General features: G+C 62.2%; 20 protein-coding genes. 6 read left to right on the top strand and 14 right to left on the bottom strand.

All coding sequences use genetic code 11. From position 1 onward, the window contains the following. Positions 1-41 precede the first annotated feature (41 nt). The 12 genes from AC19YY_RS09515 to AC19YY_RS09460 all read right to left on the bottom strand — a co-directional run bounded on the left by AC19YY_RS09515 (position 42) and on the right by AC19YY_RS09460 (position 16,273). A complete protein-coding gene (locus AC19YY_RS09515) occupies positions 42-2,819 on the bottom strand; it encodes a response regulator (protein ID WP_169952063.1) in 2,778 nt (925 codons plus the stop codon). A gap of 102 nt (positions 2,820-2,921) precedes the next feature. Continuing rightward, complete coding sequence (gene purD / locus AC19YY_RS09510) at positions 2,922-4,214, bottom strand: phosphoribosylamine--glycine ligase (RefSeq protein ID WP_170042520.1); 1,293 nt, start codon at positions 4,212-4,214, stop codon at positions 2,922-2,924. A gap of 155 nt (positions 4,215-4,369) precedes the next feature. Then, the gene (purH, locus tag AC19YY_RS09505; RefSeq protein ID WP_169952059.1) at positions 4,370-5,977 is read right to left on the bottom strand and encodes a bifunctional phosphoribosylaminoimidazolecarboxamide formyltransferase/IMP cyclohydrolase; all 1,608 of its coding nucleotides are present in this window, start codon (positions 5,975-5,977) and stop codon (positions 4,370-4,372) included. An 81-nt stretch (positions 5,978-6,058) separates the two neighbouring features. Next, positions 6,059-6,379: a DNA-binding transcriptional regulator Fis gene (gene fis / locus AC19YY_RS09500; RefSeq protein WP_003186237.1), complete on the bottom strand. Its 321-nt coding sequence runs from the start codon at positions 6,377-6,379 to the stop codon at positions 6,059-6,061. Further along, positions 6,376-7,389 (bottom strand): tRNA dihydrouridine synthase DusB, encoded by a 1,014-nt coding sequence (dusB, locus tag AC19YY_RS09495; protein ID WP_169952057.1) that lies wholly within the window; start codon positions 7,387-7,389, stop codon positions 6,376-6,378. Before dusB ends, fis begins: the two co-directional genes overlap by 4 nt. Before the next feature lie 186 nt (positions 7,390-7,575). Beyond that, on the bottom strand, positions 7,576-8,784 hold the full coding sequence (locus tag AC19YY_RS09490; RefSeq protein WP_500604100.1) for a DUF3426 domain-containing protein: 1,209 nt from the start codon (positions 8,782-8,784) through the stop codon (positions 7,576-7,578). A gap of 30 nt (positions 8,785-8,814) precedes the next feature. After that, the gene (prmA, locus tag AC19YY_RS09485; RefSeq protein ID WP_170058633.1) at positions 8,815-9,693 is read right to left on the bottom strand and encodes a 50S ribosomal protein L11 methyltransferase; all 879 of its coding nucleotides are present in this window, start codon (positions 9,691-9,693) and stop codon (positions 8,815-8,817) included. A gap of 273 nt (positions 9,694-9,966) precedes the next feature. Then, on the bottom strand, positions 9,967-11,328 hold the full coding sequence (gene accC, locus AC19YY_RS09480) for an acetyl-CoA carboxylase biotin carboxylase subunit (protein ID WP_003188188.1): 1,362 nt from the start codon (positions 11,326-11,328) through the stop codon (positions 9,967-9,969). Between the two features lie 17 nt (positions 11,329-11,345). After that, positions 11,346-11,810, bottom strand: a complete 465-nt coding sequence (accB, locus tag AC19YY_RS09475) for an acetyl-CoA carboxylase biotin carboxyl carrier protein (RefSeq protein ID WP_029297651.1) — start codon at positions 11,808-11,810, stop codon at positions 11,346-11,348. Between the two features lie 24 nt (positions 11,811-11,834). Next, positions 11,835-12,290, bottom strand: a complete 456-nt coding sequence (gene aroQ, locus AC19YY_RS09470; protein ID WP_170042526.1) for a type II 3-dehydroquinate dehydratase — start codon at positions 12,288-12,290, stop codon at positions 11,835-11,837. Between the two features lie 296 nt (positions 12,291-12,586). Continuing rightward, positions 12,587-14,548: a methyl-accepting chemotaxis protein gene (locus tag AC19YY_RS09465; protein WP_500604099.1), complete on the bottom strand. Its 1,962-nt coding sequence runs from the start codon at positions 14,546-14,548 to the stop codon at positions 12,587-12,589. 54 nt (positions 14,549-14,602) lie between these two features. Next, complete coding sequence (locus tag AC19YY_RS09460) at positions 14,603-16,273, bottom strand: response regulator (RefSeq protein WP_115127297.1); 1,671 nt, start codon at positions 16,271-16,273, stop codon at positions 14,603-14,605. Positions 16,274-16,547: 274 nt separating this feature from the next. Here AC19YY_RS09460 and AC19YY_RS09455 point away from each other — a divergent pair, with 274 nt between their 5' ends. The 4 genes from AC19YY_RS09455 to speA all read left to right on the top strand — a co-directional run bounded on the left by AC19YY_RS09455 (position 16,548) and on the right by speA (position 20,952). Continuing rightward, complete coding sequence (locus AC19YY_RS09455; RefSeq protein ID WP_169952047.1) at positions 16,548-17,615, top strand: DUF2333 family protein; 1,068 nt, start codon at positions 16,548-16,550, stop codon at positions 17,613-17,615. A 3-nt stretch (positions 17,616-17,618) separates the two neighbouring features. Next, positions 17,619-18,155, top strand: coding sequence for an NUDIX hydrolase (locus AC19YY_RS09450; RefSeq protein ID WP_170058635.1), 537 nt, complete (start codon positions 17,619-17,621; stop codon positions 18,153-18,155). Positions 18,156-18,470: 315 nt separating this feature from the next. Then, positions 18,471-18,842, top strand: coding sequence for a translation initiation factor Sui1 (locus tag AC19YY_RS09445; protein ID WP_169897394.1), 372 nt, complete (start codon positions 18,471-18,473; stop codon positions 18,840-18,842). Between the two features lie 196 nt (positions 18,843-19,038). Continuing rightward, positions 19,039-20,952, top strand: coding sequence for an arginine decarboxylase (gene speA, locus AC19YY_RS09440; protein WP_169952043.1), 1,914 nt, complete (start codon positions 19,039-19,041; stop codon positions 20,950-20,952). 129 nt (positions 20,953-21,081) lie between these two features. On the opposite strand, the gene AC19YY_RS09435 is transcribed toward speA, so the two are convergent. Both AC19YY_RS09435 and AC19YY_RS09430 read right to left on the bottom strand, forming a co-directional pair. Then, positions 21,082-22,425 carry an MATE family efflux transporter gene (locus tag AC19YY_RS09435; protein ID WP_432754982.1) on the bottom strand — a complete coding sequence of 448 codons (1,344 nt, stop codon included), beginning with the start codon at positions 22,423-22,425 and terminating at the stop codon, positions 21,082-21,084. Between the two features lie 161 nt (positions 22,426-22,586). Further along, positions 22,587-22,886, bottom strand: coding sequence for a DUF6124 family protein (locus AC19YY_RS09430; protein WP_170042570.1), 300 nt, complete (start codon positions 22,884-22,886; stop codon positions 22,587-22,589). Positions 22,887-23,366: 480 nt separating this feature from the next. Between AC19YY_RS09430 and AC19YY_RS09425 the strand changes: the two genes are divergently transcribed. Together AC19YY_RS09425 and AC19YY_RS09420 are read left to right on the top strand one after the other, a co-directional pair. Continuing rightward, positions 23,367-24,215 (top strand): EamA family transporter, encoded by an 849-nt coding sequence (locus AC19YY_RS09425; RefSeq protein WP_170058637.1) that lies wholly within the window; start codon positions 23,367-23,369, stop codon positions 24,213-24,215. After that, a complete protein-coding gene (locus AC19YY_RS09420) occupies positions 24,215-25,162 on the top strand; it encodes a LysR substrate-binding domain-containing protein (RefSeq protein WP_170058638.1) in 948 nt (315 codons plus the stop codon). The genes AC19YY_RS09425 and AC19YY_RS09420 overlap by 1 nt, the downstream gene beginning before the upstream one ends. Positions 25,163-25,178: the final 16 nt, after the last annotated feature.

Here is a 25,178-nt window from a genome sequence, read left to right as displayed (position 1 = left end):
CACACAAGCCAGCTCCGGCACCCACAGGGATGTGTGGTGATTCAGGACGTATGCGCCTGCTCTGCCGGCTGCTCACGCTGCGTCACCCAGAACTCTACCAGTTCGCGCAGTTGCGACAGTTCCACTGGCTTGGCCATGTGCCCATCCATCCCGGCCTGGCGTGCGCGTTCCTTGTGTTCCGAGAGGATGTGCGCGGTCAGCGCCACCACCGGCGTGCGGGTGCGCTGGTTGCTGACTTCCCAGACCCGCAATTGCTGGGTCGCGGAGAAACCATCGAGGATCGGCATTTCGCAGTCCATCAACACCAGGTCGTAGCGCTGGGCCTTCATCGCCTGCAAGGCTTCCTCGCCGTTGCTGGCGGTGTCGGGTTGCAGGTTGAGCTTGCCGAGCATGCCGCGAATCACTTTGGTGGAGATGCTGTTGTCTTCGGCCACCAGGATGCGGAAATCGCTGGGCACCGTGACGGCCACCGGGGCGCTCGGCGCGGGGTGGCGGGGTTGCACCACGCCTTTGCTGCGCTGGGTCAACTCGTCGGCCAGGGTGGTCTTGAGGGTGTAGCCCGCGACCGGTTTGGCGAGGATGCGCTTGATCCCGCAATTGCGCGCGATGATCTTGCTTGGCGCGTTGCTGATACCGGTGAGCATGATCAGCAGGATGTCGTGGTTCAGGCTCGGGTCTTCCTTGATCTTCGCCGCCAGTTGCATGCCGGTCATGCCAGGCATGTTCTGGTCCAGCAGCACCACATCGAAATAATCGCGCAGGTGCGCCTTGGTGCGCAGCAGGGCCAGGGCTTCCTTGCCCGAGGGCACGGCGCTGACGTTCAGGCCCCAGGCGGTACATTGCTGCACCAGCACCTTGCGGCAGGTATCGTTGTCGTCCACCACCAGCACCCGCGCGCCTTGCAGCGGGCCGTCGAGGTCGGAGGTCGGGTGTTCCAGGCGCTCCGGGTCCAGCGGCAAGGTCAGCCATAGCGTGCTGCCTTGCTGGCTGCCAGCCTTGATGCCGAACTCGCCATTCATCAACAGGATCAGTTGGCGGGCGATCACCAGGCCAAGGTGGCCACTGAGGCGGGTGGCCGAGAGGAAATTCTTGCTGTGCAGTTCGCTGTGCAGCAGGGCGTCGCGCTCGGCAGCTTCCATCGGCAGGCCGCTGTCTTGCACGGCAATGCGCAGGCGCGGTTTGCTGCTGCGCTCGTCCAGGGCGACCACGATCAGCACTTCGCCTTCGTCGGTCTTTTGCAGGGCATTTTCCAGCAGGCTCAACAGGGCCTGGCGCAGGCGCGTCGGGTCGCCGCTGATGACTCGGGGCACCTGGGGCTGGATAAAGCTGATCAGCTCGACGTTCTGCTGCTCGGCCTTGGCGCGAAAGATACTCAGGCAGTCTTCGATCAGGGCGTTGAGGTCGAACTGCACATCGTCCAGTTCAATCTGCCCGGACTCGAGCTTGGAGATGTCGAGGATCTCGTTGATCAGGGTCAGCAACTCATTACCGGCGCTGTGGATGGTCTGCACGTAGTCACGCTGCTTGACCGACAAAGGCGTGCCCAGCAGCAACTCGGTCATGCCCAGCACGCCATTCATGGGGGTGCGGATTTCGTGGCTGATCTTCGCCAGGAACTCGGCCTTGGCCGCGATTTCGGCGTTGCTGGCAGCCAGGTCGCGGCTGAGGCTGAAGCGGTCCTCGACGATGCTGCGCTGGCGCTCGCCCAGGGCCTGGCTCATCAGCAGGCCGCTGACGCAGATCACCGCCAGCAAGGTGATGATCAGGCCTTGCGGGGCCACCAGGGTCAGGCCCAGCAGGGCCGGGAGGATAATCAGCGTGCCGGTGTTGAACACCACCATGGCCAGCAGGAACAGGCGGGCCGGCCGGTAGCCTTTTTGCCAGTGGTAGGCCGAGACAAACAGCATGCTCAGGCCGGCCAGCGCCACCAGGGCATAGGTGATGATGTTCAGTGGCAGGGTGTTGACGAACAGCAGCAACAGGCCGCACAGCACGATCAGCAGGATGTCCGCCATCAGCAGCTTGTTCAGTGGATGCGGGCCCAGTGGCGCGAAGAAACGGTAGGCAAACATCAGGCCGCACGGTGCGGTCAGCAGCAACGCCATATAGGCCCCCGGGGTTTGCATGGCGTGCCAGTTCGGCAGCCAGGGGCCCAGCAGGTTGAGCAGCAGCAACAGGCTGAGCAACAGCAGCACTTCGCAGGCCGCCAGCCACAGGCTGCTGCGCGAGCGATGGTAGGCGTAGCGGGTGAGGTTGTGCAGGATCAGCATCAGCAGGCAGCCGAACAGCAGGCCATAGACCAGGGTCTGGGTCTGGTTGGCGGCGGCCATCACGGCGGGTTCGAGGGTCAGGTATGGCCGCAGCTCGTGCTCCGAAACCAGGCGCACATATACATCCAGGGGCTTCTGGCTCTGGGGCAAGGGCAGCATGAAGTCGCTGCTGGGCAGCGGGCGTTCGGCCTGGGGTTGGCGGGTGCCGGTGTTCACTTGCTCGATCAGCGTGTCGCCGTCCAGCACATACAGGTTGAGGTGCGCCAGGTCCGGCGCGAAGACCCGCAGCACTTGCTCGTGCTTGCCGGGCTGCAGCCTGAAACGTACCCACAGCGCACCATTGGGCTCGGCGGCGGTGATCCGGTCCAGTTCGATGGGGCTAAATTGGTTGGTGTAGCGTGCCGAGCGAATGTCGCTCAGTTGCAGGTCGGCCTGTTCATCAAGCAATACCGCCCAGCCGCTACCTTGTGCGGCGGCCTGGGCCGGCAAAAGGCAGAGCAGGGTCAGCAGGCTGACTGTAAAAACTATGGCGATCCTGAGCCAGCGCACGGCGAAATCCCTTCGTAGGTTGATGCACGGGGTTAACTATGCGCGGGACCGTAATGGGACGGCAAGGGCCAAAGGCCCCTGCCTAGCCGAACGGACAGCTGCTTACTGATCTTCGCCCCGCTCACGGGCAATGGCGCGGTAGCCGATGTCCTTGCGGTAGAAACAGCCCTGCCAGTCGATTTTCGCGGCCAGCTTGTACGCTTGCTGCTGGGCGGCATCGACACTGGCGCCCATGGCGGTGGCGCACAGTACACGGCCACCTGCGGTGACGACCTGGCCATCCTTGAGCGCGGTACCCGCGTGGAACACTTTGCCTTCCAGTGTAGCCGCTGCGTCCAGGCCCTGGATCAGGTCGCCCTTGGCGTAGTCGGCAGGGTAGCCACCGGCGGCCAGTACGATGCCGACGCTTGGGCGTGGGTCCCACTGCGCTTCAACCTTGTCCAGCGCTTGCGCCAGGGCGGCTTCCACCAACAGCACCAGGCTCGACTGCAGGCGCAGCATCACCGGCTGGGTTTCCGGGTCGCCGAAGCGGCAGTTGAACTCGATGACTTTCGGGTTGCCGGCCTTGTCGATCATCAAGCCTGCGTACAGGAAGCCGGTGTAGACATTGCCTTCATCGGCCATGCCGCGCACGGTCGGCCAGATCACCAGGTCCATGACGCGCTGGTGCACGTCGGCGGTGACCACCGGGGCTGGGGAGTAGGCACCCATGCCGCCGGTGTTGGGGCCGGTGTCGCCGTCGCCGACGCGCTTGTGGTCCTGGCTGGTGGCCATCGGCAAGACGTTCTTGCCGTCGACCATCACGATAAAGCTGGCTTCTTCACCGTCGAGGAATTCTTCGATCACCACCCGCGAACCGGCGTCACCGAAGGCGTTGCCGGCGAGCATGTCGCGTACCGCGTCTTCGGCTTCTTGCAGGGTCATCGCGACGATCACGCCTTTACCGGCGGCTAGGCCATCGGCCTTGATCACGATGGGGGCGCCTTTCTCGCGCAGATAAGCCAGGGCCGGCTCGATCTCGGTGAAGTTCTGGTAGTCGGCGGTCGGGATCTTGTGGCGCGCCAAAAAGTCCTTGGTGAAGGCTTTCGAGCCTTCCAGCTGGGCGGCGCCAGCGGTCGGACCGAAGCAGTCCAGGCCACGGCTGCGGAACAGGTCCACGACACCCGCCACCAGCGGCACTTCCGGACCAACGATGGTCAGGGACACGTTCTTTTCGGCAAAGTCAGCCAGTTGCTCAAGGGCCAAGACGTCGATGGCGACGTTTTCGCACTTGGCTTCAATGGCGGTACCGGCGTTGCCGGGAGCGACGAAGACTTTCTGCACGCGTGGGTCCTGGGCGACTTTCCAAGCCAGGGCGTGTTCACGGCCACCGCTGCCAATGATCAAAACATTCATTTCAAAAACCTCAAATTCTGTAGGCGCTGCTGGAGCGCTTTAAAATGTGGGAGCGGGCTTGCTCGCGAAAGCGGTGGGCCTGTGAGGAATGTGTCGAATGACACACCGCATTCGCGAGCAAGCCCGCTCCCACATAAGCCCCACCCACATTTGGATCAGTGGCGGAAGTGGCGCATGCCGGTGAAGACCATGGCAATGCCGGCTTCATCAGCCGCGGCAATCACCTCAGCATCACGCATCGAGCCACCCGGTTGAATCACCGCAGTAACACCTGCTTTTGCAGCGTTATCCAGGCCATCACGGAAGGGGAAGAACGCATCCGATGCCATCACCGAACCCGCGACTTGCAAACCGGCGTGCTCAGCCTTGATCGCCGCGATACGCGCCGAGTTCACGCGGCTCATCTGGCCGGCGCCGACACCGATGGTCTGGCGGTTCTTGGCGTAGACGATGGCGTTGGACTTGACGTACTTGGCCACTTTCCAGGCGAAGATCAGGTCGTTGATCTCTTGCTCGGTCGGTGCGCGCTGGGTCACCACTTTCAGGTCCTGGCTGCCGATCATGCCGATGTCGCGGCTCTGTACCAGCAAGCCACCATTAACGCGCTTGTAGTCCCAGGCAGCGGCGCGGTCAGCCGACCACTCACCGCAGGCCAGCAGGCGCACATTGGCCTTGGCGGCAACGATGGCACGGGCCTCTTCGCTAACGGATGGGGCGATGATCACTTCGACGAACTGACGCTCGACGATGGCCTTGGCAGTCTCGGCATCCAGTTCGCGGTTGAAGGCGATGATGCCGCCGAATGCCGATTCGGTATCGGTGGCGTAGGCCAGCTCGTAGGCCTGGCGGATCCCGCCTTCAGCGTCCGGGCTCACCGCCACGCCGCACGGGTTGGCGTGCTTGACGATCACGCAGGCCGGCTTGACGAAGCTCTTCACACATTCCAGCGCGGCGTCGGTGTCGGCCACGTTGTTGTAGGACAGCTCCTTGCCCTGCAGTTGGGTCGCGGTGGCGATGCCGACTTCAGCAGGCTTGGCCTCAACGTAGAACGCCGCGCTCTGGTGCGGGTTCTCGCCGTAGCGCATTTCCTGGGCCTTGATGAACTGGCTGTTGAAGGTGCGCGGGAACTGGCTGCGGCCTTCCGTGCTCAGGGTTTCGGCGGCCTGGTTCACGGTGCCCATGTAGTTGGCGATCATGCCGTCATAGGCGGCGGTGTGTTCGAAGGCCTTGAGCATCAGGTCGAAACGCTGGGCGTAGGTCAGGCCGCCGGCTTTGAGGCTTTGCAATACTTGGGCGTAGTCGCTGGCGTTGACCACGATGGCCACGTCTTTGTGGTTCTTGGCTGCCGAGCGCACCATGGTCGGGCCGCCGATATCGATGTTTTCGATCGCGGTCGGCAGGTCGCAGCCTGGCTTGTTGATGGTGGCTTCGAACGGGTAGAGGTTGACGGCCACCAGGTCGATCGGCTTGATGCCGTGCTCGTTCATGATGGCATCGTCGATACCGCGACGGCCGAGGATGCCGCCGTGGATTTTCGGGTGCAGGGTCTTGACCCGACCGTCCATCATTTCTGCGAAACCGGTGTAGTCCGCGACTTCTACTGCGGCCACGCCGTTGTCCTGCAGCAGTTTGAAGGTCCCGCCCGTGGAGAGGATTTCCACGCCCAGGGCTTCCAGCTCCCGGGCAAATTCGAGGATCCCGGTCTTGTCGGAAACACTGATCAAGGCACGGCGGATCGGCAGGCGGGTAGTCTGGTCGGTCATCTCAATTTCCATCAAAAGCAAAGGAGTCAGCAAAAAAGGCGACCGGTTTTACGCGGGCGCCTTTCTGGTTTGATTGAATGCTTACAGCAAATCGTACTGTTTGAGCTTCTTGCGCAGGGTCCCACGGTTCAGGCCCAGCAGCTCACTGGCTTTGGTCTGGTTGCCCTTGACGTAGTTCATCACGCTTTCGAGCAAGGGCGCCTCGACTTCGGAGAGCACCAGGTTGTACACATCCGTGACGGCCGCGCCCTCAAGGTGGGCGAAATAATTGTGCAGCGCTTTCTCGACGCTCCCGCGAAGGGTCTGGCCTTCTTCGCTCGGCGTGTTGAGGTGCTGTTTCAAATTGACGTTGTCGCTCACGGGTGTTGTTCCACTCACTAAAGTCTCGGTCATCATCGTCATGCGGCCACCCCTTCTGCGTCCCCTGCTCTCAGGCTCTTGTCTCGTTCGGCAAAGAACTCACGAACGGCGGTGACCTGTGCTTGCGTTTCATCCAAACGATTGAACCCGGCGCGAAACTCTTTGGCGCCGGGCAGGGTTGCGAGATACCAACCCACATGCTTGCGAGCTATGCGCGCGCCCATCACGTCTCCATAGAAGGTGTGCAGGGCGGCCAGATGCTCTAGCAGAATACGTTCCACCTCGATCAGCCCCGGTGCCGGCATGATTTCGCCGGTACGCAGGAAGTGCTCGATCTCACGAAAAATCCATGGCCGCCCCTGGGCGGCCCGGCCGATCAACAGCCCATCGGCACCGGTTGCGTGCAGCACGCGCCGGGCTTTCTCGGCCGAGTCGATGTCGCCGTTGGCAAAGACCGGAATCGACACCGCCTGCTTGATCGCAGCAATGGTGTCGTATTCAGCCTCGCCGGTATAAAGGTCCGCACGGGTACGGCCATGCACCGCCAGCGCTGTAATGCCTGCCTGTTCGGCGATCTTCGCCACCGTCAGGCCGTTCTTGTTGTCCCGGTCCCAGCCGGTGCGGATCTTCAGGGTGACCGGCACATCCACTGCACCCACCACGGCGTGCAGGATCTCGGCCACCAACTGCTCATCCTTCAACAGGGCGGAGCCGGCGGCCTTGTTGCAGACCTTTTTTGCCGGGCAACCCATGTTGATATCAATAATCTGTGCACCCAGCTCCACGTTGGCCCGGGCTGCATCCGCCAGCATCTGCGCGTCGCCACCGGCGATCTGTACCGAGCGCGGCTCGGGATCACCTTCGTGGATCATGCGCATCCGCGATTTGCGGGTGTTCCACAAGCTCATGTCGCTGGTGACCATTTCCGAAACTACAAGGCCCGCGCCCAAACGTTTGCACAGCTGACGAAAGGGCTGGTCGGTGACACCCGCCATCGGGGCGAGAATCAAAGCGTTTGGCAATGTATATGGGCCGATGCGTACCGCCGACATAGGACTTCCCTGTTGTGGGGCCGGATCATTAGAGTTCGAAAAAGGGTTGGCATGATACCCGCTCTCGATGACTGGTTAAAGGCTGAATTGGATAAAATCTGAGCAGTTATTTTCTTATCGCCAGCGGTTTGGTCGTGGACGAGCAAGTCAATAACCTGCCGTCCGAACCTTGACGTGCGCTGCGAATCACTCGGGGGAGTGGAAACTGAGACTGTAGTTCACAGCCTTGTTGCCTGGGTCGAGAATGTCCAAGGCGATATGGATCGGGGTCTGGGACGGCATCTCGGTCTGGCCGGCCAGCTCCCCACTGAGGTACTCGGCGGGCTTGAAGCGCCGGCTGGCGATCATCCGGCCATTGAGGTCGGCAAAACGCAGCTCCAGCAGCGGGAACGGCTGGGAGAACGTCGCACGGTTGTAGATGATCGCATCCACCACCAGGGCGCCGGCGAACTCGGGATGGCTGCGCACCACCAGGTTGCTGCTCTTGATATGGGCAATATCGACCCGCGACGGCACGGTGCAGCCCAGTTTCGGGCACAGTTCCTGGAACCACGGGCGGTACTTGTCCTGGCGGGCCAGGTCGTCGAACTGGTAGGCGATGTACTGGCCAGCGAGGGCGGCGGCGGCCAGCAGCACCAGGGTCAGCCAGAGCAGGCGGCGGCCCCAGCCGGCCGGGCGTTTGCCGGTGTACAGGTGCAGCGGGTCGTCTTCCAGGTCCTGCAGCATCTCGTCATGGGCGTTGCCCGTGGCGCGTGTGCGCTTGCGGCGTGGCTCAGGCTCGGGTTCGTCCAGCTCGCTGCTGAGCGTTGGCTCGGGCGGGTCGAGAGGCTCGTCAGCATGCAGTACGGGCTCGTCGTCCACCTCGTGGATGTCGAAGGACATCGAGGGCTCGGTACGCTGGGTTTTGCCCGTGGGGGCTGGGGCCGGTTCGGCGGCTTGCTCGGCGTGGGCGATTGTCGCAGCCCGTTCGTCCGGTGGGTCGCTGAACAGGCTGGCGGCCCATTGTTCTTCTTCAGCCTTGGCGGTGTCGCGGCTGGCGCTCATCGACTCGTCTTTTTGCCGGCGGTCCGCACCTGCCTGGCGTCGTTCGCTGCCCTGGGGCTGGGTGTGCTGGATTTCCCGGCGTTCGAGCTTGGCCAGTTCTTCGTCGAGGTCCAGGTGCTCCAGGTCCAGCTCCTCGGCGGTCCATTGCTTCTGGCTGATGGCGCGCGGCGGGGCTTCGGCGGCCTGCGTTTCAGGCGCGTGGGCGCGCTGCTCCAGCAGTTGCCGGGCGGCATTGAACACTTGCAGGCAAGAGCCGCAGCGAACCACGCCGCGGGCCACGCTCAACTGGGCATGGCTGACGCGGAAACGGGTTTGGCAATGCGGGCACTGGGTGACAAAACTGTCGGTCATGCGGCCATCCGATTCATGCAGGCGCTCATTCTAGCGCCGACGACCGCTGATGCGTACCCAGCCATCGCGGTTGGCGATGGGGTCCAGGTCGAAGTCCTGGGCATAGGCGGCGGCGACTTCTTCGCCCTGCTCGGCGAGGATCCCCGACAGCGCCAGGCGCCCGCCCGGCTTGACCAGGCTCGACAGTTGCGGGGCCAGTGAGACCAGCGGCCCGGCGAGGATATTGGCGACCAGTACGTCGGCCTGCACCTGGGGCAATTGCTCCGGCAGGTACAGTGGGAATTTGCCTTCAGGGATGTTGTTGCGCCCGGCGTTATCGCGGGAGGCCTCCAGGGCCTGCACGTCGATGTCGGTGCCGACGGCTTCCTTGGCGCCCAGCAGCAGCGCGGCGATGGCCAGGATCCCCGAGCCGCAGCCGAAGTCCAACACATTGCAGCCTTGCAAGTCCTGGCCATCGAGCCATTCCAGGCACAGGGCGGTGGTGGGGTGGGTGCCGGTGCCGAACGCCAGGCCCGGGTCCAGCAGCAGGTTGACTGCCTCAGGCTCCGGGGCCGCATGCCAGCTTGGCACGATCCACAGGCGCTGGCCGAAACGCATAGGCTGGAAGTTGTCCATCCAACTGCGTTCCCAGTCCTGGTCTTCGATCACTTCGCTATGGTGCTCGGGCAGCGGGCCGCCGGTGAGCAGTTCCATGTGGGCAAACACGCTGCTGGCGTCGGTGCCGTCTTCGAACAGCGCCAGCAAGTGGGTGTGGGACCACAGCGGGGTGGTGTTCAGCTCAGGCTCGAAAATCGGCTGGTCTTCGGCGTCCATGAAGGTCACCGACACGGCGCCCACTTCGAGGAACGCGTCTTCATAGGTTTCGGCTTGTTCTGGGCTGATGGCGAGACGGACTTGCAGCCAAGGCATGGCGGGCACCTTTGAAAAAATGAGTGTGCAGCGGGGTGGGGCTGCGAAAGGGCGCAAGTTTACGCGAGAGCAGGCCAGAAGACGACACCACTGACAGCACGGGAGCCAAATGTGGGAGCTGACTTGCCTGCGATGGCGGGGTGTCAGCTTGCTCATCAGTGCCAGGCCTACCGCTATCGCAGGCAAGCCAGCTCCTACAGGGTTTTGTGGTGTTCTTGTGTGCGCATAAACGACAAAACCGCCCGAAGGCGGTTTTGTGGGTGGAGCACAAACTTATTGGTTGGCCAGCTTGTGTTCCAGGTAGTGAATGTTCACACCACCTTCGCAGAAGCCTTCATCACGAACCAGATCCCGATGCAGGGGGATGTTGGTCTTGATGCCGTCGACCACGATTTCGTCCAGGGCATTGCGCATACGGGCCATGGCCTCGTCGCGAGTGGCGCCCCAGGTGATCAGCTTGCCGATCAACGAGTCGTAGTTGGACGGAACCTTGTAGCCGCTGTACAGGTGCGAATCGACGCGAACGCCGTTGCCGCCGGGTGCATGGAAATGCTTGACCAGGCCTGGACTCGGGATAAAGGTTTTCGGGTCTTCGGCGTTGATCCGGCACTCCAGGGAGTGACCGTGCATCTTCACGTCGTCCTGGGTGAAGGACAGCACGTTGCCAGCGGCGATGCTCAGCATCTCCTTGACGATGTCGATACCGGTGACCATCTCCGAAACCGGGTGCTCTACCTGCACACGAGTGTTCATCTCGATGAAGTAGAAGCGGCCGTTCTCGTAGAGGAACTCGAAAGTCCCGGCGCCACGGTAGTTGATATCGATGCAAGCCTTGACGCAGCGTGCCAGGACTTCCTGGCGTGCTTTTTCATCCAGGCCCGGTGCCGGAGCTTCTTCCAGGACCTTCTGGTGACGGCGTTGCAGCGAGCAATCGCGGTCGCCCAGGTGGATGGCGTGGCCCTGGCCGTCGGACAGTACCTGGACTTCCACGTGACGTGGATTGGTCAGGTATTTTTCCAGGTAGACCATCGGGTTGCCGAACCAGGCGCCCGCCTCGGAGCGAGTCTGCTTGGCCGCTTCGATCAGGTCTTCTTCCTTGTGCACCACGCGCATGCCGCGACCACCACCGCCGCCGGCGGCCTTGATGATCACCGGGTAACCGACTTCGCGACCAATGCGCAGGGCGGTTTCCTCGTCCTCGGGCAGTGGGCCGTCGGAGCCTGGAACAGTAGGCACGCCGGCTGCGATCATGGCGTCCTTGGCCGACACCTTGTCGCCCATCAGGCGAATGGTCTCGGCTTTCGGGCCGATGAAGGCGAAGCCGGATTTTTCCACCTGTTCGGCGAAATCGGCGTTTTCCGCGAGGAAGCCGTAGCCAGGGTGGATGCCATCAGCGCCGGTCACTTCAGCCGCAGCGATGATGTTCGAGACCTTCAGGTACGAGTTCGTGGCCAGTGGCGGGCCGATGCAGATGCTTTCGTCCGCCAGTTTCACGTGCATCAATTCGGTATCGGCCGTCGAGTAAACAGCGACGGTCTTGATGCCCTCTTCCTTACAGGCGCGCAGGATCCGCAGCGCGATCTCGCCGCGGTTGGCGATCAGGACTTTTTGCAGTTTCTTCGCAGGTTTCAACATCGAAGGCGCTCCGCGGTTCAAACGATGGTGAACAGCGGCTGGTCGTACTCAACCGGCTGACCGTTTTCTACCAGGATGGATTCGATGACGCCGGCTTTTTCGGCCGTGATGTGGTTCATCATCTTCATCGCTTCCACGATGCAGATGGTGTCGCCCACTTTCACGGTCTTGCCCACTTCAACGAAGGCTGGCGAGGTCGGTGCCGGGGTGCGGTAGAAAGTACCGACCATTGGCGACTTGACCACGAAACCGTTCAGCACAGGCGCTGCTGGTGCGGCAGGTGCAGCGGCAGCAGCAGGTGCGGCGGCTGGAGCAGCAGCGGCTGGCGCCGGCGCTTGCATCTGTGGCGCGTAGAACTGTTGGGCCGGGGTCTTGCTGTGACGGCTGATCCGTACGGACTCTTCGCCTTCCTTGATTTCCAGCTCGTCGATACCGGATTCTTCCAGCAGTTCGATCAGTTTCTTAACTTTACGGATATCCATGAATCATCAACTCCCAAGGGTCGGTCAGGGGCGTATAGCCTGTTCTTCAATGTGTTCCAGGGCGGCCTCCAGGGCCAGTCGGTAACCGCTGGCGCCAAGGCCGCAGATCACTCCTACCGCTACGTCGGAGAAGTAAGAGTGATGGCGGAAAGCTTCGCGTTTATGCACGTTCGATAAATGCACTTCGATGAATGGGATGCTCACCGCCAGCAGCGCGTCACGTAATGCAACGCTTGTGTGCGTAAAAGCGGCGGGATTGATCAGGATAAAGTCCACGCCTTCGCTGCGCGCGGCGTGAATGCGATCAATCAATTCATACTCGGCATTGCTTTGCAGGTAGAGCAGATGGTGGCCGGCTTCACGGGCCCGTCGTTCCAGATCGAGGTTGATCTGTTCGAGGGTCACTGCACCGTACACACCCGGTTCGCGGGTGCCGAGCAGGTTCAGGTTGGGTCCGTGCAGAACCAGTAAGGTCGCCATCGGCTGTTCCTTGTTATTGGAGGTAGGTACGTCAGAACCCGGCGACTATGCCGCAAAGCCTTTGTGACTGTCCAGTTCTCTGCAATAGCCAGCACGATTAGCGAGGATTGCGCAAAGTATGTGACTGGGGCGCACGATCCGGTCATTGGTAATACGGTCTGGAAAGCAATGAAGATCGACTGTAGGAGCTGGCTTGCCTGCGATAGCGGTGTGCCAGGCGACTAACGGCTACTGATCCACCGCTATCGCAGGCAAGCCAGCTCCTACATTTGATCTTCATGGGGCGGGAGATGGCGTCAGACGCGAAATGCCTGCACCGCCGTATTAAGCTGCCCGCCGAGCACCAACAGATGCTCGCCCTGGCGGCGGCCCTGGCCGATCCGCAGCAGGTTGTCCTCGCCCAACTGGTGGATGCGCTCGCTGTTATCGCGAATTTCACTGACCGCGCCGCTCTGCTGGGCCGTCACCTCGGCAATCCGGGTGGCGGTGTCGGAAATGGTCTGGATCGCGCCGACGATTTCATCCAGCGCGCCGTCGGCCGCCTGGGCCTGATGGGCGGTGGCTTCGGCGTGTTCGACCTGGGCGCGCATGCCTTCCACCGATTGCCGGGCTGCGGTCTGCAGGCCGGCAATCAGGGTCTGGATCTCGGCGGTGGCGCCTGCCGTGCGCTGGGCCAGGGAGCGTACTTCGTCGGCAACCACCGCAAACCCGCGCCCGGCCTCACCCGCGCGGGCCGCTTCGATGGCGGCGTTGAGCGCCAGCAGGTTGGTCTGGTCGGCAATCGAGCGGATCACCGTGAGCACGCTGCCAATGGTTGCGGACTCTTCGGCGAGTTTTTCGATCATCTGCGCATTGTCTTGCACTTCGCCCACCAGCGCGTGCAGGCCGGTGAGGCTCAAGCCGATCACCCGTTGGCCATGTTCCACGGCCTCGCCGGCACTGCGGCTGGCCCCGGCAGCCTGGCTGGCGTCACCGGCAACCTGCTGGATAGTGGCCTCCAACTCGCCCAATGAATCACGGATTTGCGCAGTGTCCCCGGCCTGGCGTTCGGCCCCGTCATGCAGGCCGCCGCTCAGTTCGGCCAGGGCGCGGCTGCTGCCGGCCACTTGCTCGGCATTCGTGCGAATAGTGCCCACCAGGTTCACCAGGTAAGCCCGCAGGCGATTGAGGGAGGCTTCAATATCATGCAGTTCGCGGTTGGTCGCACCCAGGGCTATCTCTTGGCTGAAGTCACCCTCGGCCCAGGTCGACAGGGCCGGTGCCAGGCTGGTCAGCACCCGCGCCAGGCGCCGTTGCAGGGTGTCGATGAGCAGGGCGATCAGCAGGATCAGGCCAATCATCACGCCTTGGATCACCCGCACTTCGCCCTGGATTCTGGCGTGCTGGGCGCGCACTTCGGGCTCCAGTGCGGCAATGGCTTGCTGCACGGTGTCGATTTTCAGATGGGTGGCGGCGGCCAGCTCAGTGCGTTTGTGGATTTGCTCGCGGGTGCGCGCCAGTTCGGCCGGGTAGCGCGTGAGCAGGCTGTTGAGCTCGCGCTTGAGGCCCACGCCGGTGTCTTCGGCGGCTGTGGTTTCGCTGCTTTCCAGGCCCATCAACGCCGAAAAATCATCGCTGTTGGAGGCACTGCTGGCGGTCACGCCCAGCAGCGGCAGTTGCCCAAGCAGATCAGCCTGGCTGCGGATGTTGGCCAGTTCGCGCTCTACATCGTCGGCCAGTTCGCTGCGCCCGCTGCTCACCAGTTTGTCCCGTGCCAGGGACAACCGGCCGAGATGCTGGGAGGCGGCGAGCAACGGCGGCAGATAACGCGGCGCGTCTACTGAGCTGACGCCGATGGCGTACTGGCTCAATTGCTCCAGATTGGCCCCCAACTCCCGCTCGGCTTGCAGCAGCAGGGCTTGTGGGTCACCGGCCAGTTTGCCGGCGGCCAGCAGGTCGGTCTTGCTGAAGCCATCGAGGTCGAGCAGGCCGGGCCGCAGTTTTTGCGTCAGCTCAGGCGGCAGCTCGTCCAGGTGCAGCAGCAGGTTTTCCAGGCTCTGGCCGGCAGCGCTCAGGCGCAAGGCGTCGCCGCTGGAAAGATAATCGTCGATATTGCGCGCAGTCTGGTTCTGGAAGGCCTGGGACAGGCCCAGGTAGCGCTCCATCAACAGGTACGGGCGCTCAAGGGCCCGCTGCGACCACCAGAGCGTAGCGCCCAGGGCCAGGCAAACGGCGACCAGCAGAAGGGTGTTCAGATTCGTCAGCAGCTTCAGGCGCATGCGTGGTTTCAACCAACGGCGGAAAGATAAGTGCCTGAAGTTATTGCGTTTTCGTTACAGCGTTATGACGGACTGAGTGGAATCCGATGAAAAGGTGGCACTTTGCCTTGATGTGCCTGCGGCGTGCACCCGGTTACGCCCGGCATCCTTGGCGCGGTACAGCGCCTCGTCGGCCTGGGCGGCCATCATCAGGCTGTCGGAGCCATCGCACAGCTCGACCACGCCGGCGCTGAAGGTGCACCACAAATCCTGGGGCTGGGCCGGGTAGTGGATTTCGGCAAAGCGCCCACGGATTTCGTCGAGCACTTTGCAGGCCGCGTCCAGGTCGGTGTCGGGCATCACAATGGCGAACTCTTCGCCGCCGTAACGGCCGATGTAGTCGGTCTTGCGCAAGCGTTGCTTGAGAAACAGCGCCAGGCTCTTGATCACGCGGTCGCCCATGGGGTGGCCGTGGCTGTCGTTGACCCGCTTGAAGTGGTCAATGTCGAGCATGGCAAAGCTCAGCGGCTTGTTCTCGCGGCGCGAGCGGAAGCTGCAGTCTTCCAGCAGTTGCAGGATATGGGTGTGGTTGTACAGGCCGGTCAGGCTGTCGCGCACCATCCGCGCCTTGAGATGGCGGGCGCGGGCGGCGCGGTTGCGCACGGTGGTGATCAGGTGGCGCGGCTTGATTGGCTTGGTGAGGAAGTCGTCGCCGCCTTCGCTCATGGCATCCAGCTGTTTATCCAGGTCGTCTTCGGCCGACAGGTAGATGATCGGCACGCTGACATAACGGTCATTGTGGCGAATCACCTTGGCCAGTTCCGTACCGGTGCAGGCCGGCATGTACATGTCGAGGATGATCAGGTCGGGCTGGAAGTCTGCCAGCTCGGCCATGGCCTGGATCGGCTCGATCAGGGTGCGGGTGACGATCCCGGCGCTGTTGAGCAGGCGCTCGGTGTGCATTGCCTGGGCGCGGGAGTCGTCGATGATCAGCACTTTATAAGGTTCGTACTGGGCGACGCAGGTCAGTACCTCGATTTTTTCCAGCAGGCTCGAGGCTTCCAGGGTCCCGGTGAGGAACTCCTGGCCACCGGCGCGCACCGCCGCCAGGCGGGTGGGGGTGTCGGTTTCGTGCAGGCTGAAGAACAACAGCGGCAGTTTCTGCTCCAGGCCTTCCTGGGCTTCGGCGGCCAGTTTCAGGCCCAGGCCGGCGCCGCAGAAGTCCACGTCCATCACAATCGCCGCCGGCAGGCGTTCGGCCATGGACGAGCGGAACGCGGCCACGCTGTCCAGGGACTGCGCGCTCAAGCCAAAGAATTCCAGCTGCTTGGCCAGGCGCTCGGCACGGTCGTGATCGGCCAGCATCACGTAGATCGGCTTGCGCATCGGCGGCAGGAAGGTCTGGTCCAACTGGTCGCCCTGGCGCAGGCCGGTACGTGACAGGCGCTGCATCAAGCGGTTGAGGTCGGTGATCAGGTGGCTGCTCAGGCGGCCGCGGTTTTCATCCACCGCTTTGAGCGACTCGATGATGTGCCGGGCCAGTTGGCCATGCTCGGGTTGTTCAAAGCGCTCGGCAAAACGCAGCAGGCGCAGATTGGCCTCGCTGAGTTCGTTCAATTCGGCGTTCGACCATTCGCTGCGCTGCAAACGCTGCCAGATCTCAAGAATTTGACGCGCCTGATGAATTACCCGCTGGGCAAAGTGGTGCTTGAGACGCTCACGGCTTGGGTCTTCTGGCTCGGTCATATCCTGACTACTAGGTAAGGGTGCATGCTGAGGTCGACTGGTGGCTCTATGCTAGCACCTCTTTTCAATCGCACGAGTGTCATACGTCAATTAACTGCAAGGTCCCGGGGATTCATTTACTGACTGCTGGGTCGCGTAGGCGCATCAGCGCCCTTCCTTTATAGTTGAGTGCCAGCTTTGCGCCACCTTGATTAAAAGCCCCGCACAGACGGGCACGATGGGGTAGGGTTGTGGTCGTAGCTATTGAACTCAAGTGACTGAAAGGATATCCGCCATGCTGGACTGGAAAAACCGTGCAGGCAGCGCCCCAGGCCCAAGCCCTGCGCCCAAGTCGGCCTCCCGCAGCTATTTTCGTAACCTGTTGATGAGCCGGGCACTGCTGACCCTGGTGGTGATTTACCTGTTGGTCACCGGTGGCCTGGGTTGGTATTGGAGCCAGGAGCCGGCCTTGTTCCCGGTCCAGCAAAACGCGCAAATTGCCGCCGAAAAAGACGGCAAGCAAATGGTCATCGGCTTTACCACCGTCGAAACCGTCAAGACCGTAGTGGGCACCCTGCTCAACAAGCCTGGCGGCTACATTTCCAACGACCGTTTCCCGCCTGGGTTGTGGATGGACAACATGCCCAGCTGGGAATATGGCGTGCTGGTGCAGGTGCGTGACCTGACCCGTGCCCTGCGCAAGGACTTCGCCCGCTCGCAATCGCAATCGGCCGAAGACGCCGACCTGGCCAAGGCCGAGCCGCGTTTCAACTTCGACAATAAAAGCTGGGTGCTGCCTTCCAGCGAATCGGAATACCAGGAAGGCATCAACTCCCTGAGCCGCTACCAGGCACGCCTGTCCGACCCCAATCAGAAAGGCGCCCTGTTTTATGCGCGCGCCGACAACCTGAACAACTGGCTGGGCGATGTCGCCACCCGCTTGGGCTCGTTGTCGCAGCGCCTGTCGGCCAGTGTCGGCCGGGTCAAGCTCAACACCGCGCTGAAAACCGAAGCGCTGGCGCCGGGCGAAGTGCCGCAGGTCGATGAAGAAGTGGTGGAAACCCCATGGATGCAAATCGACAACGTGTTCTACGAGGCCCGTGGCCAGGCGTGGGCCCTGTCCCACCTGCTGCGTGCCATCGAAGTCGACTTTGCCGACGTCCTGGCCAAGAAAAACGCCACCGTCAGCGTGCGCCAGATCATTCGTGAGCTGGAAGCCTCCCAGGAAACCCTGTGGAGCCCGATGATCCTCAATGGCAGCGGCTACGGCGTATTGGCCAACCACTCGCTGGTGATGGCCAACTACATCTCCCGCGCCAACGCGGCAGTGATCGACCTGCGTCAACTGCTGAATCAGGGTTGAGTCATGGTCGATAGCGCCAAGGAGGTCGCGCACCGCGCGGCCTCGGATGCCGAACACATCGCCTGGGTCGACGAGCAGGACAACCTGCTCGGCGCCCTGGTGCGGGCCGATCTGCGCGAGCGTGGGCTGATCGGGCGCGGCACCTACATCATGCTGTTCAACTCAAAGGGTGAGCTGTGTGTGCATCGGCGCACCCTGAGCAAAGCCATCTATCCCGGTTACTGGGACGTGGCGGCGGGGGGCATGGTCGGGGCGGGCGAGACCTATGAGCAGTCGGCCGCCCGCGAGCTGGCAGAAGAATTGGGCGTCAGCGGTGTAAAGCTGACGGCCCACGACCACTTCTTTTTCGAGGACACGGGCAACCGGCTCTGGTGCTCGGCGTTCTCGGCGGTCTGGGACGGGCCGCTGCAATTGCAGCCCGAAGAGGTGCTGGAAGCGCGCTTTATGAGCATCGAGGCGGTGCTGGCCGATATCGAGCAAAAGTCCTATTGCCCCGACTCGTTGGCCGCCTTAAAACGCTATCTGGCTGCGCGTCGCTAAAGTTGCATAAATTGGCGCCATTTGGCTCTTAGCAAGTAGGCTTTTTGCCGTTACACTGCGCGACTTTTCAAGCCGAACCGCTCCAACGTTTCCCCGGTCCCTGTAGGAGCGAGCTTGCTCGCGAAAAAACCAATGTCACCGCGTGCTGTCTGGATGCCCGCGTTATCGTTGACGATTTTCGCGAGCAAGCTCGCTCCTACAGGGGCGGGTAGGCCTGAGCGGTTCGGTAGCGCTGCCCCTGCCTGAGTGGGGCTTCGCGGTTGGTGGCCGGTTGACGGGCACTGATCAGTCTTCATCCTCCCAAGAGGATTGCCGGTGGCCAAAAAAGCCGCATCCTTCGCCGCCCTTGGTGGCCTGGTGTTTTCCACCGACGCAGGTCGGCATTGCCCGGACTGTCGCCAGCCCGTGGACGCCTGTACCTGTAAACAGACCCTGATTCCCGAAGGTGACGGAATTGCCCGCGTACGCCGCGAGAGCAAGGGCCGTGGCGGCAAGACGGTGACCACCATCACCGGCGTGCCCCTGGCAGCCGAGCCACTCAAGGAGTTGGCCACGCTGCTGAAAAAGCGCTGTGGCACCGGTGGCGCCCTGAAAGACGGGATCATCGAAATCCAGGGCGATCACGTCGAGTTGCTGTTGGCCGAGTTGATCAAGCTCGGCTACAAGGCGAAGAAATCCGGCGGCTAGCAGCCTCTGTGAAACCCGCACCGACGAGCGCGCTCGTCGTCTCCATGGTTTCACAGAGCCTGTTCCTGACCGGTGTCTAAACTCTGTCCTGCAAGTGGGGTCTACCCCTCTCACAGGCAAATCGTCATTTTCACTCTTTAGACTGCGCCAGCCTCTGACTTGGGTGGCGCTCTTCGACTTTATATAGGGGACTTCGATGTCCGTACGACGCACACGCAAAGACGATGGCAGCCAATGGACAGTTGCGGACAGCCGCAGTGTTTACGGGATTCGCCATTGGGGGGCCGGGTATTTCGCGATCAATGATGCCGGTCGCGTTGAAGTCCGTCCGAACGGCCCGAACAGCTCGCCCATCGATTTGTACGAGCAAGTGGACGAGCTGCGCAAAAGCGGCCTGTCCCTGCCTTTGCTGGTGCGCTTCCCGGATATCCTGCAAGACCGCGTGCGCCAACTGACCGGCGCCTTCGACGCGAACATCGAGCGCCTGGAATACCAGAGCAAATACACCGCGCTCTACCCGATCAAGGTCAACCAGCAGGAAGCGGTGATCGAGAACATCATCGCCACCCAGGACGTGTCCATCGGCCTGGAAGCCGGCTCCAAGCCTGAGCTTCTGGCCGTACTGGCCCTGGCACCGAAAGGCGGCACCATCGTCTGCAACGGTTACAAGGACCGTGAGTTCATCCGCCTCGCGCTGATGGGGCAGAAGCTGGGCCACAACGTGTTTATCGTGATCGAGAAAGAGTCCGAAGTGGGCCTGGTGATCGAAGAGGCCGCCAACCTCAAGGTCAAGCCACAGGTTGGCCTGCGGGTGCGCCTGTCGTCCCTGGCGTCGAGCAAGTGGGCCGACACCGGTGGCGAGAAGTCCAAGTTCGGCCTGTCGGCGGCGCAGTTGCTGTCGGTGGTCGAGCGCTTCCGCGCCGCGGGCCTGGACCAGGGCATCCGCCTGCTGCACTTCCATATGGGCTCGCAGATCGCCAACCTGGCGGACTACCAGCACGGGTTCAAGGAAGCCATCCGCTACTACGGCGAACTGCGCAACCTCGGCCTGCCGGTGGACCACATCGACGTCGGCGGCGGCCTGGGCGTGGACTACGACGGTACCCACTCGCGCAACGCCAGCTCGATCAACTACGACATGGACGACTACGCCGGCGTGGTGGTGGGCATGCTCAAGGAATTCTGCGACGCGCAGAACCTGCCGCACCCCAACATCTTCTCCGAGAGCGGCCGCTCCCTGACCGCCCACCACGCCATGCTGGTGGTGCAGGTGACCGACGTCGAGAAACACAACGACGACGTGCCGGTGATCGAGAACAAGGAGAGCCTGCCGGAAACCGTGCAATGGCTGGTTGACCTGCTGGGCCCGACCGACATTGAAATGGTCACCGAAACCTACTGGCGCGCCACCCACTACATGAGTGACGTGGCTGCCCAGTACGCCGACGGCAAGCTGACCCTCGCGGAAAAAGCCCTGGCCGAACAGTGCTACTTCGCCGTGTGCCGCCGCCTGCACAACTCGCTCAAGGCCCGCCAGCGCTCGCACCGCCAGGTGTTGGACGAACTCAACGACAAGCTGGCCGACAAGTACATCTGCAACTTCTCGGTATTCCAGAGCCTGCCGGACACCTGGGCCATCGGCCAGGTCTTGCCGATCCTGCCGCTGCACCGCCTCGACGAAGAGCCGCTGCGCCGCGCGGTACTGCAGGACCTGACCTGTGACTCCGACGGCAAGATCAAGCAATACGTCGACGAGCAAAGCATCGAGACCAGCCTGCCGGTGCACGGTTTGAACGAAGGCGAGGACTACCTGCTGGGGATCTTCCTGGTGGGCGCCTACCAGGAAATCCTCGGGGACATGCACAACCTGTTCGGTGACACCGACTCGGTGAACATCTACCAGCGCGAGGACGGTTCGGTGTACAGCGCCGGGATCGAGACCCACGACACCATCGAAGACATGCTGCGCTACGTGCACTTGTCGCCGGAGGAGTTGATGACCCACTACCGTGACAAGTGCGCCAGCGCGAAGATCACGGCGGCAGAACGCACCCAGTTCCTGGATGCGCTACGCCTGGGCCTGACCCGTTCGTCCTACCTGTCTTCCTAAGACCGGCAGGCACAGCGCCAAGCTGTGGGAGCGGGCTTGTGTGGGAGCGGGCTTGCTCGCGAAAGCAGTGGATCAGTCAATACAGGTGCTGACTGATCTGCCGTCATCGCGGGCAAGCCCGCTCCCACATTAGTGTGCGGCCAGCCACAGCCCCTGCCGATTCAGCCGCCAGGCAATCGCCCACAACGTCAAACTGCGCACTGCCATAAACAGCAGGAACGTTATCCACAGCCCGTGGTTACCCAGCCCCTGCAACGCCCAGGCAAGCGGCAGCATAATCAGCACCGTCAGCAGCATGCCGTTGCGCATCTCCCGCGCGCGGGTCGCGCCGATAAACAAGCCGTCCAACAGATAACTCCACACCGCAATCAACGGCAGTACCGCAAGGTACGGCAGGTAGATATCGGCGGTTTCGCGCACGCTGGGGATATCGGTCTGCATGGCGATAAACAAGTGGCCGGCGAAGGTAAACAACAGCACAAACCCGAGGCTGGCGATCAATGACCAGCCGCAGGCAACGACCAGCGAGCGGCGCAGGGCCTGGCGGTCATGGGCGCCGATGGCGTGGCCGCACAACGCTTCCACCGCGTGGGCCAGACCGTCCAGGGCATGGGCGGTCAGCAACAGCCCGTTGAGCAGCAGGGCATTGGCCGCGACGGTGGCGTCGCCCAGCCGGGCGCCTTGCACCGTGATCATGAAAAACACCGATTGCAGCGCCAGGCTGCGGATAAAGATGTCGCGGTTGACCGCCAGCAGCGCGCGCCAGCTTTGCCAGACCTTGAGCGCCGCCCAGGCGATGTGCCCGGGGTAGGCGCGCAGGGCTTTTTGCGTGAGGGCCAGGCCGAGCAGGGCGCCGGTCCATTCGGCAATCACCGAGGCCCGCGCCGAGCCGACCACGCCCCAGTCCAGGCCCAAAACGAACCACAGGTTCAGGGCGATATTCACAAGGTTAGTGGTCAACAGAATCGCCAGCGGGGCCCGGGCGTTCTGCGTGCCCAGGAACCAACCCACCAGGGCGTAGGTGGCCAGGGCGGCAGGGAGGCCGAACAGGCGGGTGTGGAAGAATTCGCGGGTTAGTTGATTCAACTCGGCCGAGGGCTGCATCCACTCCAGCGCCAGGTGGCTGAGGGGAATGCCCACTGTGCCCAGCACCATCGCCAACCCCAGTGCCAGCAGCAAACCTTGCAGCAGGATTTGCCGCAGCGCCGCGCCATCATTGCGCCCGGCGGCTTGGGCGGCAAACCCGGTGGTGCCCATGCGCAGAAAACCCATGGCCCAGGCCAGGAAGGTATACAGGCTGGCCCCAACGGCCACGGCACCCAGTTGATGGGCGTGGGGCAGGTGGCCGATGACCATGCTGTCCACCAGCGCCACCAACGGTACCGAAATATTCGACAGAATCATCGGCGCGGCCAGGGCCCAGACACGGCGGTGAGTGGGGCGGTGGCGCCAGTCGGTGAGTAAGGTGGGCATGGGGGCTCCTTGGGGGAGCGGCATTGTAACTGGCCCTCAACAGCGGTGCAGATCCAAATGTGGGAGCGGGCTTGCTCGCGAATGCGGTGGGTCAGTTGGCATCTCTATTGACTGACCCACCGAATTCGCGAGCAAGCCCGCTCCCACCTTTTTGATCGTGTTTATGCCGGGGGATGCAGGCACTCGATGGAGCGGTCGACCGTGGTCTTGGCGATCTCCAGCAAATGCCACACCGCGAGCACCTTGGCCCGTTCGGCGCCGGGCAAGTGTTCACCACAGTCGAGCGCGGTGGCCGAGGCGCTGTTCAGCAGGCTGGCGGTGTAGAGCAGGGAGTCTTCGAAACTCAGTTCTTCACTGATGGAGTGGAAGCCCTGGGTCGGTAGGTAGTGGCTGAGGGCGCGACTGAAGGCGGCGCGGTCGTTGAGCAGGTCGCAGGGTGGGTCGGGGACAATCTTATGCATGGTGTAACTCCATATGGTTTGGAGCTGACATCCGTCGCGACTAAACGAAGGGTGGCGGCTGTACGCAGGTTAGTCGACCGGCCATATGGCAAACCGGCGCACCCGAAGGTGCCCTACGCACAGCCACCATGAAACTTCATGAGACCATGCGCCATATAGGATCCGGGCGACTAAACCCGATCACTGATAAGCAGTGACGGACCGCAGACTAGTCACCGATTCCAACAGGCACAAGGCGCCAAGGATTGTCTAGGAAACGTCCTGCAATTTAAAGCGATACGCCTTGCTGGCCCTTTACAAACCGTGACCAAATGCCAGCCCGGCGACCCCACAAGCCAGCTCCCACAGGAGGTCTTCAGTGTTTGTGGTGGCGATGTCGGCATGATGAAGGGTCATGGCTGTGCTGATGAGCTTTCGCTTCCGGCCGGCACGCGAGGCTGAGTTAAATGTCCGCCTTCTCCTCTGAACAGCCAAAACCCCATGGATAACTCCGATATCGCGATCACCCTGGTCCTGATCTCCGCCTTCATGCACGCCACCTGGAACGCTGTTGTCCGGGCCGGCAGCAGCCGTTTCATGACCCTGGCCCTGGTCGATGGCACAGCATTGCTGATCTGCCTGGCGGCGCTGCCGCTGGTCAATGTGCCAAGCCTGCAAGTCTGGGGTTATGTACTGCTTTCGGTGATATTGAATACGGTCTATCGCCTGTTTCTGATCAAGGCCTATGAGACGGGCGACTTCGGTCAGGTCTACCCGGTGATGCGCGGTGTGCCGCCGGTGCTGGTGGCGTTGTTTTCCTACTTTCTGCTGCATGAGCAACTGTCGTTCCATGCGATGGCGGGGGTGTTGTTGATTTGCCTGGGGATCATCAGCCTGACATTTGTACGCAGGATGACCGCGCACATGCTCAAGCCGATCCTGATGGCGGTGGGCGCTGGAGTGTTTATTGCGTCCTACACAGTGGTGGACGCCAAGGGCGTGAGAGCCAGTGAAACGGTGCTGCAATACATTATTTACCTGACGGTATTCCAGAGCATTCCTATCCCGCTGCTGGCGTTTTTCAAGGAGCGTGCGGCACTTGTCCAGGCCATTGGCAGTCATTGGCGAGTGGGGGCCTTGGGGGGTGTTTTTTACCTGGCATCCTACGGCCTGGTGTTGTTCGCGCTGTCGCTGGATGCGGTGGCCAAGGTCTCAGCGCTGCGGGAAACCAGTGTTATTATCGGCGCCATTATTGCCGCGCTGTTCTTTCATGAACGGTTCGGCTGGCGACGGATGCTTTCGGCGTTCGTCATTGTTTGCGGGATCATCCTGATCAAAGTGAGCACCTGATGGCTCAGCGCCCTCCACCCACTGCGATGCTCCAGGCTTTTGTCAGCGCCGCGCAAACGGGCAGTTTCGCGCGTGCGGCGTCTGAGCTTAACCTCACCGCCAGTGCCATCAGCCATCAAGTTGCAGGCCTGGAAGCGTGGTGGGGCGTGCAGTTGTTTGAGCGGCACTCGCGCGGCGTCAAGCTGACGTCGGCAGGGCAGGCCTTGTTGCCGGTCACTGATGGGTTTTTCAAAGGGCTGGAGGCTGCGCTGCAGGCTCTTAATCCGCGCACAGCCCAGCCGTTGTACCTCTTGTGCACCTCTTCGCTCTGTTCGACCTGGCTGATTCCCAGAATGCATGGCTCGCATACTGACGCCTCGTTCAATCTTGACGTGGTGCTGAGCAGCGCAGATATGAACCCTGCCAGCCTGGGAGCTCATCAATTTGATGTCGCAGTAGTCATAGGGGGCGGGGACTATCCGGAGCATCATGTCGAGTTGCTGATGCGCGATGCGGTGTTTCCCGTATGCTCGCCGGCGTTTTATCGCGAGCATGGCGATATTGCGCCGACGGATATCGCCCGGTACCCATTGATTCACCGGGCGGATGATCAGATCTGTCCGGGGTGGGAGAGTTGGTTTGCGTTCCAGGGGGCGGCGGCGCCCCCGTATCACCCTGGGCCTCGGTTTCCGGATTCGAGCCTGGCTATAAGCCTTGCGGTCAAGGGGGGTGGGATCGCTCTGGGCCGGACGGCGTTGGTATACGACCAATTGGAAGAGGGGGCGTTGGTTGCCTTGAACAGCCCCGTGATGATGTCGCCGGCGGCGTATTACGTTATTTGCCGCAATGGTCGACAGTCCGAGCCGGACATCGCCCGGTTGATTGATTGGCTCAAGGCCAGCGCGGGTGAGTTTCTGCGGGAGGTTCGGACTCGGCACCCGCAAATAGCGGGTGCTGGAGCACTTTAGCGGTAGGGTTTGGCCT

The organism is Pseudomonas sp. MF09156, assembly GCF_059862305.1.
The sequence above is the reverse complement of the archived record's forward strand: the minus strand, read 5'-3'. Positions and strand labels throughout refer to the sequence as shown.